Origin of the sequence: Paenibacillus sp. Aloe-11 (assembly GCF_000245715.1) — a bacterium.
Classification (GTDB): Bacteria; Bacillota; Bacilli; order Paenibacillales; family Paenibacillaceae; genus Paenibacillus; species Paenibacillus kribbensis.
In genome coordinates, this window is record NZ_JH601066.1 from 164899 (window position 1) to 183371 (window position 18473).

Below are 18473 nucleotides of genomic sequence, written 5' to 3' on the forward strand. Positions count from 1 at the left end.
CCGTCGGGCAGCCAGCGCGCCAGATCGCCAGTTCTATACATCATTTCGTTCGGCACGAACGGGTCAGGGACAAATTTTTGCGCAGTCAGCTCCGGCAGGTTCAGATACCCGCGTCCCACGCCGTCACCAGCGATGCACAATTCCCCCTCTACACCTTCGGGCAGTATCTGTCCGAACTGATCCATGATGTACAATCGGTTGCTGCCGAGTGGTTTGCCGATCGGCACATAAGCGCCAGCGGCTTCCTTCGTTTCGCGCAGATAATCGAAAGAGGCGGCATCGACACAGCATTCCGTTGGGCCGTATACATTCGTGATCTTCGGGTAGACTCCAGCCGCCGCGAACTTATCTAGCAGCTTTTTCACCCCATCATACGGCAGCGCTTCGCCGCCAATCAGCAGATGTCTAATCGGGACGTCCTTCAGCTCCCCGGCTCCGGCCATAATTTGCACATGCGCTGGCGTACCGTCGGTGATTTCAATACGTTGTTTCTTATAGTAGTCCATCAGCGTCTTGCCACTTGAAGCATACGAGCGGGGAACGATAAACAGCGTATGCCCGAGCAGCAGCGAAGCAAATACTTGCTGAACCGACGCGTCGAAATGAAACGGTGCCAGCAACGCTATATTCAATCCTCCACCGTAAGCCTTGTAGACACGCTCATGTAGTCCTTCGATCAGATGATGGACCTGACGATGTTCGATCATGACGCCTTTTGGCCTGCCGGTTGTACCGGAAGTATAGATGATATAAGCCAAATCCCGGGCGGTAACGTCAGTGACCGGATTCTCCGCATTCTCCGCTCCAGATACCGCAGCCTTGAACTCTATAATCCGCTCCGATTGCAAACCATATCGGTCGTTTAAAGGCTGGTCGGTGATGATAAACGCCGCACCCGAGTCTTCGACGATATAGCGAATCCTTTCCTCTGGAAGGTCGGGATCGACCGGAACGTAGGCACATCCCGCCTTTAGCACGCCGAGAATGGCCACAATGAAACGCTCCGAGCGCTCCATCAGCAGGACGACTGGCGTGTCCGGGGCTACTCGTTTGGCGCTCAACAGATGCCCTAGCCCGTTCGCTTGCCTGTTCAATTCCTTATATGTCAACGACCGCCCTTCGTACACGACAGCTTGCCGGTCGGGGTCTGTCTCAGCCCTGCGCTCAAACAAGCCGTGCAGCGTTTGCCCGCGATCATAAACAATGCCTCCGGCATTGCACAAATCGTTCATCCTTTGCTGGTGCTCCTCTGGCAGCCATGCCAATTCGGTAATGATTTTATTCGGTGAAGAAGTAGCGTCCCAAAGTAAAGTGACAAGCCGCTCATAGATATCCCCGATTTCCGCTTCAGTGAATAAATCGCAGCGATAATCCAGATCGAGCGCAAGACTTCCGGTATCCCAGCGTTCTTTGACGTGAAGGGAGATATCATTGACTTCACTTCCGTTAAATATCGGTTCCGTAAAAACAGACAGGTTCTCCAATTGCTGCCATTGCATAACCTGATATTCCAGCGAGACGCTGAACAGAGGGTCCGCTGAACCGTGTTGGGCCCGCAGGTCACTGACGAGTAAATTGTACGGATACTTCTGATGCCGGATCACGGCAAGCTGTTCTTTCATCTGCTGACGCGCAAAAGTCATAAAATCCAAAGCTTCGTCAATGTAGCACCGCATCGGGATCGTTGATACGAACATACCCATCATCTGCTTTTCTCTCGGTTGAGTACGGTTCCCCATAAATGTGCCCAACACCTGATCTGTCTTTCCTGTCACCCGGTACATGTAAATGTGAAGCACTGACAGGAATAAAGCCAGGATGCTAACCCCGGTTTCGACGCAGAAACGACGAATTTGTTCGTGCAGCTCAGGCGGAAGATCTCTGGATAGCCGCAACGCCGCAATGCCCGCCCTTGAAGCACGGACATTCTTCAATGGAGCGGGCTCAGGGAGTTCTGCAAACTTTTGCTCCCAGTACACTTTGTCTTTTTGAAACCGTCCCGATTGAAAATAATCCTGCTCACTGCTGATGTATTCGATATAGGAAGGCTGAACGGCAGACAGGACTTCTTCTCCTTTCGCCAGCTTTGCACAGGCGTTGGCAATTTGGTTGCCCAGCATCACAAGTGAAATACCGTCACTGATAATATGGTGGACTTTTACAAAAAACCAGTTCTCCGTTTCGTTGATTTTGAATACTGTGAATTTGATCAGTTCACTATCGTATAAAGGCATCGGCTTGCGCATCTCCGCTTCTGCCCAGTCACGCAGCCTATCACTTTCTCCGTCTCCGCTGGCATCAATCCACTCGATTTCATCAAGAACAGAGTCTGCCACGTACTGGACAGGTTCGTCGTTATTCATCGTGAACCGGAGCCGCAGCGTTTCGTTGTTTTGGACAACCAGGCGAAAAGCCTCGATAAGCAGAACAGGGTCTATTGCTTTATCAGAACGGAGTTTCGTGAAGCCTCCTAAATTTGAAATGCCTGTGTCCGGAAAAAACTGCTCAGTATACCAAATCCTTTTTTGGGCTTGAGTGAGGGGATAAACCACCATTGTGCTCATTTTTGTCCTCCCATTTTTTCATTTCAGAATTTTAGCAAAATGCTCATTTATGCAATCGAATCTACGCAATAACGAAATAAATTCGAAGATATGCAGCTTAGACATAGCTTCACGTCCCAGCTTTTCTTGCAGGTAAGCCTCACCAAATTTCTACTTTTTTTGTACTTACTCCGTCTTAGTGACTTAAATAGAACGAGTAAATTATTACAATTATTGGGATTATATCAAACTCACAAATCTGTTAATTTTGCAACGAAACTAAAATTTACCTCCTTAATACCTTTATATCGGCAAAAACCCCTATAATTTTACATCTAATCTCAAATTTTTTATAAACATTATAGTTTTTTTAATTAATTTATTTATACGATATAATTAAATTTAAACATCCATATTTAGAAGGTAATAGTGGATAATAAAAATAGGCCTCTCTTCTGACTGATTTATCCGTTAAGGATAACCAGCTTGGAAGAAAGACCTATTTCCTGGGTAAAAAGACCCAGTTATTGTTAAAGCTGCCTGATAACTTGTGGTTTTCAATTACTTTTCATTATGACTATCATGCCTATCAATGAACCCGCTTGCGCCCAAACCAGCTTTTAAGCACCAAGGTAGCGAGAGCCAGCAGCAGCAGCAGCGAAGCCACTGCAAAGGATGCCGAGAACTGATATTCGTTATATAAAATTTCCACATGCAGCGGCAGTGTGTTCGTCTCTCCCCGGATATGCCCAGAGACGACGGACACCGCACCGAACTCCCCCATGGCTCTCGCATTACATAAAATAATGCCATACAGCAGACCCCATTTGATATTCGGCAGCGTCACCTTCCAAAAAATGCGCCAGCCACGCGCGCCCAGCATGACAGCGGCTTCTTCTTCCTGCTGTCCCTGATCCTCCATCATTGGAATGAGTTCTCGCGCCACAAAAGGAAAGGTGATGAACAGCGTCGCCAAAATAATGCCCGGCAAGGCAAATATTATTTTGATATCATGCTCATCCAGCCACGGCCCAAGCCAGCCCTGTGCGCCGAACACCAATACATACATCAGTCCGCCGACGACAGGAGAGATGGCAAAGGGTAAATCAATCAAAGTGACCAGCAAGCCTTTGCCGCGAAATTGGAACTTCGTGATCAGCCAAGCGGCGGCTACACCAAATACCGTATTCAGCGGTACCGTTATCGCTGCTACCAGCAGCGTTAGCCACAACGCGGACATGGCGTCCGGGTCCCGCAACGCTTCGATGTATACACTCCAGCCCTGCTTGAGTGCTTCGGTAAGCACGACGATCAGCGGTAATACAAGCACCCATAGCAAAGCCAGAAAAGCAGCCCCAATCAGCGTCCACTTCACCCAGGGTGCCTCGCTTGTGACCCTGTGGGGCGGTGCGGATGAAGGTACTGGTGCATGAGCAAGCTCCTGCCCAGTTATCGCTTGTGACATGATAATGTCCCCTCCTTAGAATGCGGCTGTACCGCTGCCCTGTATCATTACCTAGACATTTACATTGGACAATTACATTGGATTAGAAAGCACATTAGATTAGAAAGCGCGGCGCCGTGACCAACGTTGAATGCTGTTAATCACAAATAACAGCACGAACGAAATCACCAACAGCATCAGTGCTACCGCCGTAGCTCCTGCATAGTCATTTTGCTCCAGCTTGGACATAATGAGCAGCGGAGCAATCTCGGTCTTCATCGGCATATTGCCGGAGATAAAGACGACAGAGCCGTACTCACCAATGCCACGGGCAAAGGCGAGTGCAAAGCCCGTCAGCAGCGGCGGAATTAACTCCGGCAAAATCACGCTGCGAAAGGTACGCCATCTGCCCGCTCCCAGCGTCGCAGCGACCTCCTCCTCGCCCTTGTCCATCTCCTCCAGCACTGGCTGCACCGTCCGCACGATGAACGGAATGCCGATAAACATCAGCGCAAGCGTAATACCTGTCTGTGAATACGCCATCTTCCAGCCCAATGGTTCGAACAGCGAACCGATCCAGCCATTTTGCGCATATAGAGCAGTCAAAGCAACACCCGCAACCGCGGTAGGCAAGGCAAAGGGCAGGTCAATGACCGCATCAAAAATACGTTTTCCCGGAAACTCATACCGCACCAGCACCCAGGCTATCAGCAAACCGAGAAACAGGTCGATTAGCGCCGCAGCCGCGGCACACAGAAAACTCACCTTGTAGGAAGCCAGCACCCTCACATCCGTTGCTACGTCCCAAAACTTTTCCCACGTCAGTCCGGTTGAGTTCAGAAGCAGTGCCGATAAAGGCACCAGCACCACCAGACTGAGGTACAGCACGCTATAACCCATTGTTAACCCGAACCCGGGAAGTACGCGTTTTCGGGTGGCTTGCACTTGACTCATGTTCTGTCCATCCCTCTCTAAAATCCATTCACACTACGTTTGCGATTACATCCCATCCGAATTTACACACCACTTATTTCTCAACTGCCGGGTACATAAATCTGGTCAAAAATACCCTTGTCACTAAAGTGCTTCTGCTGCGTTTCCTTCCACGTTCCGAATACATCCTTCAAGGTTACGAGCTCCATCTTCGGAAATTGATCCTTGAATTTCGCCTTTACGCTATCCAGCGTTGGACGATAATAGTTCTCGGCTGCAATGGTCTGCCCTTCTTCACTGTACAAATATTTCAGGTACGCGTCCGCCACCTCGCGTGTGCCTTTTTTATCCACGACCTTATCAACGATCGCCACTGGAGGCTCAGCCAGAATACTGATGGACGGGTACACGATATCAAGTTTATCCGCACCCAGTTCCTTCACAGAGAGCAATGCTTCATTTTCCCAAGCAATCAGCACATCGCCAATTCCACGCTCCACAAAGGTCGTAGTCGCCCCACGCGCTCCGCTATCCAGTACCGGCACGTGCTTATACAGCTGCTGTACAAACTGTTGGGCTTTGGCTTCATCGTTATTGTTTTTCTTGAGCGCATAGGCCCAAGCCGCAAGATAATTCCAGCGGGCTCCGCCTGAAGTTTTGGGATTCGGTGTAATAACCTGCACATCACCCCGGACTAAATCATCCCAGTCCTTAATTCCTTTGGGATTCCCCTTGCGCACCAGCAGCACAATGGTTGAAGTGTACGGTGAGCTGTTATGCTCATATTTATCTTGCCAGCCCTCTTTAACAAGCCCTTTGTCCTGTAGCGCATCAATATCATAGCCCAGGGCCAGAGTGACCACATCCGCATCCAGTCCATCCTGCACAGAACGACTTTGCTTGCCAGAACCGCCATGGGACTGCTTGATCGTCACCTTCTGCCCCTTCTCCTTCTCCCAATGCGCGGCAAATGCTTTATTATATGCCTCATACAGCTCACGGGTAGGATCATAAGAAACGTTGAGCAACTCGACATCCTTGGAACCGGCAGCTGAGCTACCATCCGCCTGGGTCCCTCCCTTGCTTGCCCCGCAAGCACTTAGCATAATCGTTAAAACCAAAGATAGCCCGAGAATAAGTCCACTTTTCCATTTCCTCTTCATCAAGACACCCCTAATTCTATATAATTTGTGAAAACACATTTATTTACGCCTGTTATTTACAGACCCATCAAGAAAAAATGGCGGAGAATTCCCTGATGCAGCTCTGATAGGTCAAACCTGTCGCGTGGACAGTGCCTGCCTGCTGTTCCTAGAGGTTCTCCGCCACAATGGCGTGATCATGATGATCATACTTTAATGCTTTAATTCCTACCCGTTTAGTGAGTTATATAAGTATAATACGAGTGTTTATAAACAATGTCAAACTTTTTTTGCATGGGCTATGTGTGCTTTGCTCGCTTCAAAAGGGGGGACAGTCAGAAACATCAGAATGTTTCCGACTGCTTAGAGGCATTTTTCACCATACGGGGTGTTGCTTAGTTGGCCACGGTTTCAAGATTAATCGAAAATACTCCAAAAAGCTTCGGATTTTCCATACCTCTTCTTAACCACAGCTCTCCTGAGCCAACCATAACTCCTTGGTAATTGACAAACAAATCATCCGTCTTTTGATTCACCAGCGCTTCACGAATCGCATCCGTAAAAATCTGATCATACTTTTCAATGAAATCTTTCTTGTTCGGAATCGTTAGCGACTTCTCGCTATCATTGACACGCAGAGGGTAAAAAATATAATTGGCTACCTTCTCTTTGTCATTGTCGGCAACAGCCTTCTGTAACGCTTTAAACGTGTTCAAAAACGCTTTAGGGTCTTGAATGCCTGCTACCTCAAAAGGATTTTGAGATGAACTGGAGGGTGTCAGGGAAGAAGATGCATCCGATGAAGCAGCCGGGGCCGAAGGAGTAGGCTCTAGTGCGTCATTGCTGTTGTTTTCTGCATTACCGCTCTCTTTGGCTGCTTTGTCATTTTGGGCTGAACCGCTACGATTCGCATCGGCTCCGTTCTCAATCACGCTTGTACTGCTTCCGGTATTGCTGGTTTCAGCACTCTTATCCTGGCCGCAGCCAGCAAGAGCTACAAATGTAAGTGTAAGTAAAATGGCTGTGAGCGACAGCCTACGTGACAGCTTTTGATTACCGAATTCATGTTTTTTGGGCACGACGGGTCATCCTTTCTGCTTCTGCTTTCTGCTCTGACCTATTCTGTTCATTAAGTCTTCAACCGTTCTATTGTAACATAGTAGGCTAATGACCGCATGTCGTACCCTTTCTGGAAGCGGTTTACAGTGTAATATATGCGAAGGTTTTAACAGTTCCTTGCAAAATTGCTCCTTGCAAGTCTGATCCATACGAACGGTTGAGCTTATATTGTACGGGCTGCTTTCCTGTATTTTTGATGCTGATGTACAGCTTGCGTCCCTCTTCAAATGTAAAGTTCGTTTGTCCTTGTCCTTCAAAATACATTCTTTGATCATGTACGATACGCTTGGCTGTATCTCCCTGCCCATTCTGCTCGCTAAGCAGGGCTGCCGGGTGCGCCTCACTCGACGTTGATGTGGCATGCCCGGCACCGTAACTGGCAAAAGTGACATAACCTACGATCGCCCCCGCAACGCCAATCCAAACCCATTTTTCCACCATTTCGTGTCCTCCTTCACAAAAAAAGCCGAACTCATATCCATTATGAGTTCGGATTCCATATTTTTCAAACCGGATTAAAAGCATCCACCCGGCTGTACTCTTATATTTCTCTAATAACCAAAACAGCCTATACGTGCAGCGTGTTACGAGACTTCTTCTTATCCAACACACTATAAATCACAAAAATAATGAGATAGGCCGCAATCAACAAGGTAGAGAACAAATACATTGTACTGTAAGAAGTTAATCCCGCCACAGCTCCCAGAACCAGCGATCCGCTCCCAATTCCCAAATCGAAGAAGTTGTAAAATGAACCTACAGCATCCTCCCGTTCATGTTCTCCTACTACACTGATGGCCCATGCTTGCAAGGCCGGGAATATAGCGCCAAAACTCAAGCCGTACAGTACGGCAGCGATTAGAAATTGCAGCTCTGTACGCGATTTGGCGACCATAATGATCGCGACAATGAGTACAATCCCGGTGGGAATCAGGATATAAGCCGGACCTTTGATGTCGTAAATTTTACCGGACACCAGTCGAACAAGAAAGCTCGCCATAGCCACTGTGAAGAAAAACCAGGCTGCATTGGTAAACCCCTGCTCCTTGGCGAATAAGGCGACGAAGGACATCACACCACCTGCCACCACACCCACCAGCAGCGCAAGACAGGATTGCAGCAACACTCTTTTTTCAAATAACTTAAAGCGAACATTCGTTCTTTCCTTCGTAGTATCCGTCGTTGTCTTGGCAGAACGGCGGCGGACCCATGCGCTCATGACGAGCGACAGCAACAGAATTCCCGCTCCTGTGGAAAATAGCCCGTTAAAGCCCGCTGCATGCAGCATCCATATGCCAATCAGCGGCCCTACAGAAATCGCTACCGTCTCCCCTACGCCAAAATAGCCCATGCCTTCCCCCATACGCCGAGAAGGCAATTCATCCGATGCTGAGGTCGCATATAATGTGCTGGCAATACCGAATCCAAAGCCATGCACCAGCCGGAACACGAGCAGCAGCGCCAAACTGGTGGAAAACATGTAGCTCCCGGTGGCCAGCATGCAAATCACAACCCCGATAATAAGCACATACTTCCTGTCCATAAGCTGGATCAGACTGCCTGAAAAGGGGCGAATCAAAATCGACGAGCACATAAACACGCCCGTCACCAATCCGATCTGCGCCGGGCTGCCGCCCAGACTCTCCACAAACAATGGCAGCGTAGGCATCAGCATTTCGAATGCCATAAACAATAATGCGTTGGAAATCATCAAAAATACAAAGTTTCTGGACCAAAAGGATTCTTTACCTGACACAACCGTCTTCCTCCATTTAAAATGATGTTTGTCTTCTTATGCCTGCCTTCATTCACTCAGTTCTGGATCAGCCCATGCCAGTAAATATCCCAGGAGCTTTCCAGACGCGGATCGAAATTGGCGGTTACGTTATACACAAGCTCTACCAGCATGCCTTCGATCAAGTTCATATAAGCTGTCGCGGCAGATCGGGCTGGCACACGCAGCTTTACCGACGTTTCAGCCGCGATCCGCTCATACACCAAATTCGTCTTGTGCTGAACATACCGTGTCACCATGTCCAGAATTTGGGCTTCCAGATTGGACGGTATCAGAAAGCCGACATACAAAATCAAACGCAGATTCATGGCGCTCTCATAGCGTTCCTTGAATTCAATAATTAACCCTCTTAGTACAGCTTCAAGTGACTGTTCGGATTGATCTTGAAAATAACGATCCAGCTCCAAAATCTCCTGATCTACCGCATCCGCAAATATGTCCAAAAACAAATCGTCTTTGCTTTTAAAATGAGCATAAATAGACTGCTTTTTAATCCCTACCTCATCGGCAATCAGTTGCAGGGAGGTGGCATCGTATCCCTTTCTCGCAAATTGCTGCAAGCTGGCTGTTTTAATTTTCTGTAGCGTCATATTTCTCCTCCAATAACCTTACGAACGGTCGTCAGTTTATAAATTCAGTATAGTGTACTCATTAGAAATTGACAACAGCATTTTTAACTCTGCCATTCAGCTGCCTCAGAACGAGAATAACAAAAAAGCCGGAAGCCCTCTAAACTAAGGGCCCCGGCTCCATAACTATCTATCTATTCCACTTTATAAAATACGACCTACCAATTATTCTGTTACTGTTCCGTAGATCAGCACTGGCGCTTCCGCGTGATCCGCAATACGGATGTTCGCGTAGATTTTCTCCAGCACTTGGGCTACGTCTTCACGGTTCGCATGGATGGTAACCAGCGAATCGCCTTTTTGAACCGCATCGCCGACCTTTTTGTTCAGCATCAGGCCAACAGCCAGATCAATTTCGGATTCTTTGGTCGCACGTCCTGCTCCAAGCAGCATCGCAGCCGTACCGATTTCGTCCGCTACGATCTCGGCCACCACACCGTCCTGCTTCGCTGGCACTTCAATGAGATACTGTGCCTGCGGCAAGCGTTCAGGATGATCCACTACAGAAGCGTCCCCGCCCTGATTGGCAATAAACTCCTTGAATTTCTCCAGTGCTTTACCGTTGCGAATAACTTCTTTGAGCTTCTCTTTAGCGTTTTCGAGAGAATCTGCTTTCCCGGCCAAAAAGACCATTTGGCTGCCCAAAGCCAAACACAGCTCTTCCAGATCTTTAGGTCCTTCACCGCGCAGTGTATCAATCGCTTCCTTGACTTCCAGCGAGTTGCCGATAGCCAAGCCGAGTGGCTGACTCATATCGGAAATACCCGCCATCGTCTTGCGGCCGACATTGTTGCCGATGCTTACCATCGCATGTGCCAGTTCTTTGGCATCATCGACCGTTTTCATGAACGCACCTGCGCCTGTCTTTACATCCAGTACGATGGCATCGGAACCGGCCGCGATTTTTTTACTCATAATCGAGCTGGCAATCAGCGGTATCGAGTTGACCGTTGCCGTAACGTCACGCAAGGCATACAGCTTTTTGTCCGCAGGCGTCAGGTTGCCGCTTTGTCCGACTACCGCAATTTTGCTGCGATTCACCAGCTCCACGAATTCATCCTTGCTGATTTCTACGTGGAAGCCAGCGATCGCCTCCAGTTTGTCAATCGTTCCCCCGGTATGTCCGAGGCCGCGACCTGACATTTTTGCTACCGGAATGTCCAAGGCCGCTACAAGCGGAGCCAGTACCAGCGTTGTCGTATCGCCCACACCGCCAGTGGAGTGCTTGTCGACCTTTACTCCTTCAATCGCGGACAGATCAATCGTATCACCGGAATGAACCATCGCCATGGTCAGATCAGCACGTTCCCGCTCGGTCATATCCTGGAAGAAAATAGACATCGCCAATGCACTGACCTGATAGTCAGGAATTTCCCCCTGAGTGTAGCCTTGGATAATAAAATTAATTTCCTCCGTACTCAGTTCTTTGCCGTCACGTTTTTTTGCGATCAAGTCTACCATTCTCATATGTCATTTCTCCTCACTATGCGTTGATCGTTTACAGGGATACTGCTGTATCCAGCGCAACTTCCATCATTTCTTTAAAGGTGGTTTGCCGCTCTTCCGCCGTCGTTTCTTCACCCGTCAGCAAATGATCGCTTACCGTCAGAATCGTCAGCGCGTTGACGCCAAATTTGGCTGCCAGCGTATATAATGCTGAAGTTTCCATCTCCACGCCCAGCACGCCGTATTCCATCAGCTTTTGCACCACTGATTTGTCGTCACGGTAAAAGCTGTCCGAGCTGAATACGTTGCCGACATGCATGTTCAAGCCTTTGGCAACACCGCGATCATAAGCGCCTTTTAAAAGCTGGAAGCTGGCAATCGGCGAGTAGTCGTAGCCGCCAAAGATATGACGGTTCATGCCGGAATCCGTACATGATGCCTGTGCCAAAATAACGTCACGAACATGCACGTGCTCCTTCATCCCGCCGCATGTACCTACACGGAACAGGTTTTTTACACCGTACTCGCTAATCAGCTCATTGACATAAATACTGATGGACGGCAGTCCCATTCCCGTTCCTTGTACAGACAAGCGCTTGCCTTGGTACGTTCCCGTAAATCCAAGCATCCCGCGCACCTCGTTGTAGCAGGTCACGTCTTCCAGATACGTTTCAGCGATAAATTTCGCCCGCAGCGGGTCTCCTGGCAGCAAAATCGTTTCTGCAATCTCTCCTGGCTTGGCTCCAATGTGTACACTCATATTTCCATTCCTCCGTCCCATTTGTCCATGCTTGTATCGTTTCCGTGCTTATATCGTTATTGAAGTTCTGCCAAAAAGCTCGTTCCATGTTCAGGCAGTTTTACACCAAAGTTATCCGCTACCGTCGCTCCAATGTCTGCAAACGTTTTGCGGACCGCCAGTTCCTTGCCTCCAGCTGCAAAACGTGGGGAATACACCAGCAATGGCACATATTCACGGGTATGATCTGTTCCCCGATACGTTGGGTCATTCCCATGGTCCGCGGTGATGATCAGCAGATCGTCATCCGTCAGTTTGGCGAATACCTCTGGCAGACGGGCATCGTAATCGTCCAGGGCTTGACCATATCCCTGCGGATTGCGGCGGTGACCGTATACCGCATCAAAGTCTACCAAATTTAGGAAGCTCAATCCGATAAATTCCTCATCCAGCGTCGTGACCAGCTTATCCATACCGTCCATATTGGATTTGGTACGTACCGCCTTCGTCACACCTTCGCCGTCATAAATGTCGGAGATTTTACCCAAAGCGATCACATCCAGACCTGCATCCTTCAGCTCATTCATCGTGGTGCGGCCAAACGGCTTGAGCGCATAATCATGACGATTGGAGGTGCGGGAGAAGTTCCCCGGCTCGCCTATGAACGGACGTGCAATAATGCGGCCCAGCATGTACGGATCTTCCAGCGTGATTTTGCGACAGAACTCACAAATCTCGTAAAGCTCCTTCAAAGGTACAACTTCCTCATGCGCCGCAATTTGCAGCACCGAATCCGCCGAGGTATAGATGATGAGCGCTCCTGTCTTCACATGTTCTTCGCCCAGTTCATCAATGATTTCTGTTCCGCTGGCAGGCTTGTTGCCAATGACTTTGCGGCCTGTATGCTCCTCAATGCGCTGAATCAGCTCATCCGGGAACCCGTCTGGGAATACGCGGAACGGAACCGCAATATTCAAACCCATAATCTCCCAGTGTCCGGTCATCGTATCCTTGCCATTGGACGCTTCCTGCATTTTAGTGTAGTACGCGAGCGGCTTTTCGGCCGCCGGTATCCCTTCGATGGGACGAATGTTGGACAGACCCAGCTTACCCATATTCGGCATGTTCAGACCGCCGCGCTCGCGGGCAATATGCCCGAGTGTATCTACATCGTAATCATCAAACTGGGCAGCATCCGGCGCTTCGCCGATGCCGACCGAGTCCAGCACGATCAAGTGAATGCGTTTAAATTTAGACATCATAAAAATCCTTTCCTGACTCGCTGTTTTTTTTACAAAAACAACCCTGCAATCGTTGCCGACAGCACGCTAACCAGCGTCGCCCCGTACAACAGCTTCAGACCAAAGCGGGCCACCACATTTCCCTGCTTTTCATGCAGACCCTTCACCGCCCCGGAAATGATACCGATGGATGAGAAGTTGGCAAAGGATACGAGGAATACCGATACGATCCCGATCGTGCGCTCAGACAAGCCTGTTTGTTTGGTCAGGTCCAGCATGGCCACAAATTCGTTGGATACGAGCTTGGTAGCCATAATGCTGCCCGCCTGAACCGCCTCGTTCCATGGAATCCCCATGACAAAAGCGAACGGTGCAAACACATAACCAAGCAGCGCCTGAAAGCTGATTCCAAACACCCAGGTGAAAATGCCATTAACCATGGCAATCAGCGCCACAAATCCAATCAGCATCGCTGCTACAGTTATGGCGACTTTGAAGCCGTCCATAATGTACTCGCCGAGCATTTCGAAAAAGGACTGCTTTTCTTCCTCTTGAACCTCCAGCAAATCGTCTTCCTTTTCAATCTTGTACGGATTAATAATGGAAGCGATAATAAAGCCGCCGAACAGGTTCAGCACCAATGCGGTAACGACATATTTTGGGTTCAGCATTTGCATGTAAGCCCCCACGATCGACATGGATACGGTGGACATCGCAGATGCGCACAACGTATATAGCCGATGTTTTGGCAGAAGGCCAATTTGCTTCTTAACGGAAATAAACACCTCGGATTGACCCAAAATAGCTGAAGCTACAGCGTTGTAGGATTCCAGTTTACCCATTCCGTTTACTTTGCTCAAGATAATGCCGATATATTTGATAATGAACGGCAGGACTTTAATATATTGCAGAATCCCGATCAGCGCGGAAATGAACACGATCGGCAGCAATACATTGATAAAGAAAGGTGCCGCCCCCTCATTTGCAATCCCGCCAAACACAAAACTGATCCCTTCACCCGCATATTTCAGCAGGCTGCCGAACGCTTCGGCAAACCCCGTGACCAAAAGTTCGCCAATATCTGTGTTTAGCAATATAAAAGCAAGCGCCGCCTGCACTACAACCATAACCACCAGCGGACGATACCTGATTTTGCGCTTATCGCTGCTGGCAATGTAAGTCAGTCCAAATACAACAAGCAGCCCCACTAAAGCGATGATATATTTCATTTTATTATCCCCCTTATTACATTAAGCGCTTACATCATCTATAAAAAGAACGCGCCCCCGCAAGAGGCATTCTTTTTTTATTTCCCCAAATCCGCGGGACGAAAAGCACCCGGCAATAGTTTTTCCATCGTCCACTCTTCCGTGTTGCCATGAAGGTTAGTCAGATATATTTTGGTATCTGAATGGGCAAATTCGGAAATGACCTGACGACAGGCACCGCATGGAGATACAGGCCCTTCTGTGTCTGCTACAACCGCAATCGCATCAATTTTACGGCAGCCTTCGGATACCATTTTGAAAATCGCCGTCCGTTCTGCACAATTGCATAAGCCGTAGGAGGCATTTTCCACATTACATCCACTGTAAATCGTGCCGTCGCTACCAAGAACCGCAGCACCGACCTGAAAATTGGAATACGGAATATATGCCTGTTTGCGCGCCTCAAGCGCTTCCTGAATCAATTGATCCTTCATCCGCGAATCCCTCCATGACTTTAAAATGAACTTAGTAGGAAGATGTAGACTGCTCGCCCTCGATGATTTTTACACCGGAACTTGCACCGATCCGACTTGCGCCTGCTTCTACCAACTTTTGCACGTCTTCCAGACTGCGTACGCCGCCAGAAGCTTTAACCCCAATTTCAGGTCCTACCGTTTTACGCATCAAAGCCACGTCTTCCACAGTCGCCCCGCCAGTAGAGAAACCAGTCGAGGTTTTCACAAAATTCGCTCCCGCTTTCACGGACAGCTCACATGCCAGCACCTTCTCTTCGTCAGTCAGCAGACTGGTTTCAATAATCACCTTTACCAGTGTACCGGCTGCAGCTTCCACGACCGCACGAATATCCTGCTCAACGAGCTGTAGATCACGTGCCTTCAAGGCGCCAATGTTAATAACCATATCCACCTCAGTCGCACCGTTAGCAATAGCATCCTTCGTTTCAAATGCTTTCGTTGCCGACGTGTTCGCTCCCAGCGGGAAACCGATAACCGTGCAGGTGGCTACGCCCGTGCCTGCGAGCTGTTCTGCTGCATATGCTACCCACGCCGGATTCACACATACGGAAGCAAACTGGTATTTCTTCGCCTCAGCGGTCAATTTCGTAATTTCATCCTTCGTCGCATCTGCACGCAACAATGTATGGTCGATTAATGCTGCAATGTTCATATCTAAAAGCTCCTTCATTTGATAAATAGTGTGAAGACAAATGTCCTTTATTTCTGGTGATGGGATCATCATAGCACGGCTTTGAACATATGTAAAATACATTTTGAAATTTTGTTCAAACCTACTCATGAGACAGTCACCTACAGTTCACATTACCCTGTAGACGCACGCCAAAACCGGATGTTTACCCGAAATGAAGACAAATGTTTACTGTAAAAGTGCTTGTGCCGTAAACTGATCCGTCACCAGAATATTCGCGTACTTGCCGCGCAATGATGCCCGGATAGCCTCCACTTTGCGCTGTCCACCTGCTACGAGAATAGCCTTCTCCTTCTTGCGCAAATCTGGCAGATCAATGCCAACGGTACGGCTATTGATTTCGTCACTGCATATATTGCCCTCATCGTCAAAAAAGCGCGAGCAAATATCGCCCTTGCCGATTTTTTGCAGCAGCTTCTGCTCCTCTTGATTAAAATATCCCAGTCTGAACAGCAGCGCATCCTCCTTGACCGTTCCCACCGTAAACACGGCAATGTTCGCCTGCTTGCCAAGTTCAATGATCCGCTGGATGTGCCGATCCTGCTCAACCATTTTCTTAACGGCCTGACTATCAAAAATCACAGGAAGCGGCAAATACCGTGCAATCGTGTGAAAGGCTTCCGCGAACAAATTTACCGTCTCCACGGCATAGGTGTTGACATGCGAATGGCTCACGCCTCCTTTGAGCTGAACCACCTCAACTCCCTTAACCTGCTTTTGCTGGAGATGGAGTGCCACTGCATGCATTGTCGTTCCCCACGTCACCCCAATAATATCCGCATCTTGCACCGTTTCATGCAAATAATCGGCTGCCTTTTTGCTAATATGCTTCTTGATCTCCTGATATTCATTTACTGGCGAGTAGCAAACCAGCACGGTATCCAGTCCGTATTTCTTTTTGACCTGTTCTCCAAGCGCATCCATATCCTCCATGGGATCAACAATACTGATCCGCACGTATCCCTGCTCCTTGGCAGCCTGCAGCAGCCGCGATACCGTAGGACGCGAAACCCCGAGTCTGACCGCGATATCCTGCTGGCTATAGTCGTTCAGATAGTATAATCTGGCTGCCTCGATACTTAATCGCTGCTTTTCATGATCCATTCTACCTCCACCCGCTTATCTTAAAATGTAGTGCCATCACCTAAGTTACTCTTTTGGAAGATTTAACTGCTAGTTTGTGATATTCTGTAATTAACTGAAACAGTTTCACCGCATCCTCAACTTTATAGTTCCATGTGTCAAAACGCAATAGCTAACCGGTTGTACCGTCACTTCACAACAACCTGTAGTGGACTTATTTGAATATGTAAGGAGAATGGCTATGTCTGAGTTTATTGTGTGCAGTCTGGCGGACAAAAAATTCGCTTTAAACTTTCTGGAAGTGGAAGAAGTCATGATTGCCAAGAAAGGGACACCACTTCCCTTTTCCGAGGCATGGCATGAAGGGATGGTCACCATCCGTGACAACGTATTTACGATTCTTAATTTACGAAAAAAACTATTGCTTCCCGCTTCAACCGAGTCCTCTGAGGACAAAATGATTTTGCTGAGCCGAGCGAAGATTGCTCTAGTCGTCGATCAGGTGGAGGATACGGCTTCTGCCGAGGACAGTCAGCTACAAAGCAATGAAGAAGAGTGGCAACGCGAGCTGTTTCCTGCCGTGCTGGAGCATCATGGTGCCCTCATTCCGGTGCTGGATATGGACGCTTTTCTCGCTTCCACCAAAACAAGCTAAAAAGCTTTAAAGCTTGCATGCCAAATACTCCCGAGTCTTGAGCCAGCTTGCACTCATCGTTCGGGAGTATTTTCGATTATTGAAGTTCTTTTGTTGGAGTTCTTATCCTTCTTTCATATGAACCAGCGTATTCAGCTGCTCCAGCAACGTATTTCCGCCAGTCAGCGAAATGGTGCCGATCTTCTCGCAGATTTTTTCCAGAAACTCCAGCTCTTTGAGACGATAGAGAGTAGCATTTTCGTCCATCAGCTTGGCCGTATTGAGCAGACTACGAGTGGATGCCGTCTCTTCGCGGCGTGTGATGAGGTTGGCTTGCGCCTTCTTCTCGGCCAGCAGCACCGTATTCAAAATATCCTTGATATCCCCCGGCAAAATAATATCCTTCACCCCAGCCGACATAAAAGTCACTCCATACTCGCCGCTCTGCTCATTCAGACGAGTCAAGACATATTGCGCAATTTCCTGCTTCATTTTCAGCAAATCATCCAGCTTCATGGTGCCAACGTATTCACGCAGCAACAGTTGGAGCATAATATACATTTGCTCCTCGAATGCCCGAAACTCCAACGCCCGCAGCGGGTCGATAATACGATACTGGCAGACGAAGTTGAGGCGCAGCGTGATTTTATCCTCTGTCATGATTTCCTGTCCCATCAAATCCATCTGCTGCTGTCGCATATCGATCGTTTTGATCTCTGTGTTCACCGTAGACATCCAGAAATAATACTTGCCTGGCTTCAGTTCCCCTTGCAACACGTTATCATAATACAGGAATCCCAGTTCATAGCTGGCTACCTGAAGCGCCTTCCAGAAGCCTGGTGTCTTGGACAAAAAGGCTTGCCCCAATGCCTTATCAATCGCAGGCTGCCGGGTATCTGCACGAACAAAGCGATGCTCCTTGAGCACGTTCCAAAACGCATATTTTCCTGCCGTCAGCAGCTCCACAAACTTATTATCCTCGTAGTGCAGCACATATTCGTGGTCCTCAACCTCCACAACATCCAATTGCTCCAGCAATAAGGGGTCGGTCAAGAAGAGGCGAATATCATAGTCTGGTACAAAAAACGGTTCACCTACATTCAAAATTTCAACCGTTTCCTGCTGAAATGTCTTCAACAAGTGAGTCCCTGGCAGCAGCAGCTTGTGGTAGCTCCCCTTTTTGAACAACAGTCCGCGTTCATCGGATTTAATCGTTACTTTCTTAAACATCAGTATCACTCCTAGTATTTAAAATCCTCAACTTAAAAGAGTGTTTTTTCTACGTATGGC

At 48.5% G+C, this 18473-nt stretch carries 17 protein-coding genes; 1 reads left to right on the forward strand and 16 read right to left on the reverse strand.

Annotation, left to right across the window (positions count from 1 at the left end):
* From WG8_RS26060 to WG8_RS20975, 15 genes are all read right to left on the reverse strand, one after another.
* Nucleotides 1–2564 (reverse strand): non-ribosomal peptide synthetase (locus tag WG8_RS26060; RefSeq protein ID WP_007432244.1); only part of this gene is annotated, 2564 nt, incomplete at its 3' end.
* A gap of 568 nt (nucleotides 2565–3132) precedes the next feature.
* Nucleotides 3133–4008: a sulfate ABC transporter permease subunit CysW gene (cysW, locus tag WG8_RS20910; protein WP_007432245.1), complete on the reverse strand. Its 876-nt coding sequence runs from the start codon at nucleotides 4006–4008 to the stop codon at nucleotides 3133–3135.
* Nucleotides 4009–4107: 99 nt separating this feature from the next.
* Nucleotides 4108–4941 carry a sulfate ABC transporter permease subunit CysT gene (gene cysT, locus WG8_RS20915; protein ID WP_007432246.1) on the reverse strand — a complete coding sequence of 278 codons (834 nt, stop codon included), beginning with the start codon at nucleotides 4939–4941 and terminating at the stop codon, nucleotides 4108–4110.
* Nucleotides 4942–5021: 80 nt separating this feature from the next.
* A complete protein-coding gene (locus WG8_RS20920) occupies nucleotides 5022–6083 on the reverse strand; it encodes a sulfate ABC transporter substrate-binding protein (RefSeq protein ID WP_007432247.1) in 1062 nt (353 codons plus the stop codon).
* A 374-nt stretch (nucleotides 6084–6457) separates the two neighbouring features.
* Nucleotides 6458–7141: a hypothetical protein gene (locus WG8_RS20925; RefSeq protein ID WP_007432248.1), complete on the reverse strand. Its 684-nt coding sequence runs from the start codon at nucleotides 7139–7141 to the stop codon at nucleotides 6458–6460.
* A 121-nt stretch (nucleotides 7142–7262) separates the two neighbouring features.
* Nucleotides 7263–7622, reverse strand: a complete 360-nt coding sequence (locus tag WG8_RS20930; protein ID WP_007432249.1) for a hypothetical protein — start codon at nucleotides 7620–7622, stop codon at nucleotides 7263–7265.
* A gap of 127 nt (nucleotides 7623–7749) precedes the next feature.
* A complete protein-coding gene (locus WG8_RS20935) occupies nucleotides 7750–8937 on the reverse strand; it encodes an MFS transporter (RefSeq protein WP_007432250.1) in 1188 nt (395 codons plus the stop codon).
* 56 nt (nucleotides 8938–8993) lie between these two features.
* On the reverse strand, nucleotides 8994–9566 hold the full coding sequence (locus tag WG8_RS20940; RefSeq protein ID WP_007432251.1) for a TetR/AcrR family transcriptional regulator: 573 nt from the start codon (nucleotides 9564–9566) through the stop codon (nucleotides 8994–8996).
* Between the two features lie 204 nt (nucleotides 9567–9770).
* On the reverse strand, nucleotides 9771–11072 hold the full coding sequence (locus WG8_RS20945) for a pyrimidine-nucleoside phosphorylase (RefSeq protein WP_007432252.1): 1302 nt from the start codon (nucleotides 11070–11072) through the stop codon (nucleotides 9771–9773).
* 31 nt (nucleotides 11073–11103) lie between these two features.
* Nucleotides 11104–11811: a purine-nucleoside phosphorylase gene (deoD, locus tag WG8_RS20950; RefSeq protein ID WP_007432253.1), complete on the reverse strand. Its 708-nt coding sequence runs from the start codon at nucleotides 11809–11811 to the stop codon at nucleotides 11104–11106.
* A 56-nt stretch (nucleotides 11812–11867) separates the two neighbouring features.
* Nucleotides 11868–13052 carry a phosphopentomutase gene (gene deoB / locus WG8_RS20955; RefSeq protein ID WP_007432254.1) on the reverse strand — a complete coding sequence of 395 codons (1185 nt, stop codon included), beginning with the start codon at nucleotides 13050–13052 and terminating at the stop codon, nucleotides 11868–11870.
* A gap of 29 nt (nucleotides 13053–13081) precedes the next feature.
* Nucleotides 13082–14260 (reverse strand): NupC/NupG family nucleoside CNT transporter, encoded by a 1179-nt coding sequence (locus WG8_RS20960; RefSeq protein WP_007432255.1) that lies wholly within the window; start codon nucleotides 14258–14260, stop codon nucleotides 13082–13084.
* 77 nt (nucleotides 14261–14337) lie between these two features.
* A complete protein-coding gene (locus tag WG8_RS20965; protein WP_007432256.1) occupies nucleotides 14338–14733 on the reverse strand; it encodes a cytidine deaminase in 396 nt (131 codons plus the stop codon).
* A gap of 31 nt (nucleotides 14734–14764) precedes the next feature.
* On the reverse strand, nucleotides 14765–15427 hold the full coding sequence (gene deoC, locus WG8_RS20970) for a deoxyribose-phosphate aldolase (RefSeq protein ID WP_007432257.1): 663 nt from the start codon (nucleotides 15425–15427) through the stop codon (nucleotides 14765–14767).
* Nucleotides 15428–15634: 207 nt separating this feature from the next.
* Nucleotides 15635–16570 (reverse strand): sugar-binding transcriptional regulator, encoded by a 936-nt coding sequence (locus WG8_RS20975; protein ID WP_007432258.1) that lies wholly within the window; start codon nucleotides 16568–16570, stop codon nucleotides 15635–15637.
* A 220-nt stretch (nucleotides 16571–16790) separates the two neighbouring features.
* On the opposite strand from WG8_RS20975, the gene WG8_RS20980 reads away from it, so the two are divergent.
* Nucleotides 16791–17204: a chemotaxis protein CheW gene (locus WG8_RS20980; protein ID WP_007432259.1), complete on the forward strand. Its 414-nt coding sequence runs from the start codon at nucleotides 16791–16793 to the stop codon at nucleotides 17202–17204.
* Nucleotides 17205–17306: 102 nt separating this feature from the next.
* Here the strand turns inward: WG8_RS20980 and WG8_RS20985 are convergent, their stop codons facing one another.
* Nucleotides 17307–18413: a slipin family protein gene (locus tag WG8_RS20985; RefSeq protein WP_007432260.1), complete on the reverse strand. Its 1107-nt coding sequence runs from the start codon at nucleotides 18411–18413 to the stop codon at nucleotides 17307–17309.
* Nucleotides 18414–18473: the final 60 nt, after the last annotated feature.

Bases quoted from the DNA above. Each gene is read 5' to 3' on its own strand.
- cysW (WP_007432245.1), bottom strand. From the start codon at position 4,008: ATGTCACAAGCGATAACTGGGCAGGAGCTTGCTCATGCACCAGTACCT.
- cysT (WP_007432246.1), bottom strand. From the start codon at position 4,941: ATGAGTCAAGTGCAAGCCACCCGAAAACGCGTACTTCCCGGGTTCGGG.
- WG8_RS20920 (WP_007432247.1), bottom strand. From the start codon at position 6,083: ATGAAGAGGAAATGGAAAAGTGGACTTATTCTCGGGCTATCTTTGGTT.
- WG8_RS20930 (WP_007432249.1), bottom strand. From the start codon at position 7,622: ATGGTGGAAAAATGGGTTTGGATTGGCGTTGCGGGGGCGATCGTAGGT.
- WG8_RS20940 (WP_007432251.1), bottom strand. From the start codon at position 9,566: ATGACGCTACAGAAAATTAAAACAGCCAGCTTGCAGCAATTTGCGAGA.
- WG8_RS20945 (WP_007432252.1), bottom strand. From the start codon at position 11,072: ATGAGAATGGTAGACTTGATCGCAAAAAAACGTGACGGCAAAGAACTG.
- deoD (WP_007432253.1), bottom strand. From the start codon at position 11,811: ATGAGTGTACACATTGGAGCCAAGCCAGGAGAGATTGCAGAAACGATT.
- deoB (WP_007432254.1), bottom strand. From the start codon at position 13,052: ATGATGTCTAAATTTAAACGCATTCACTTGATCGTGCTGGACTCGGTC.
- WG8_RS20960 (WP_007432255.1), bottom strand. From the start codon at position 14,260: ATGAAATATATCATCGCTTTAGTGGGGCTGCTTGTTGTATTTGGACTG.
- WG8_RS20965 (WP_007432256.1), bottom strand. From the start codon at position 14,733: ATGAAGGATCAATTGATTCAGGAAGCGCTTGAGGCGCGCAAACAGGCA.
- deoC (WP_007432257.1), bottom strand. From the start codon at position 15,427: ATGAACATTGCAGCATTAATCGACCATACATTGTTGCGTGCAGATGCG.
- WG8_RS20975 (WP_007432258.1), bottom strand. From the start codon at position 16,570: ATGGATCATGAAAAGCAGCGATTAAGTATCGAGGCAGCCAGATTATAC.
- WG8_RS20980 (WP_007432259.1), top strand. From the start codon at position 16,791: ATGTCTGAGTTTATTGTGTGCAGTCTGGCGGACAAAAAATTCGCTTTA.
- WG8_RS20985 (WP_007432260.1), bottom strand. From the start codon at position 18,413: ATGTTTAAGAAAGTAACGATTAAATCCGATGAACGCGGACTGTTGTTC.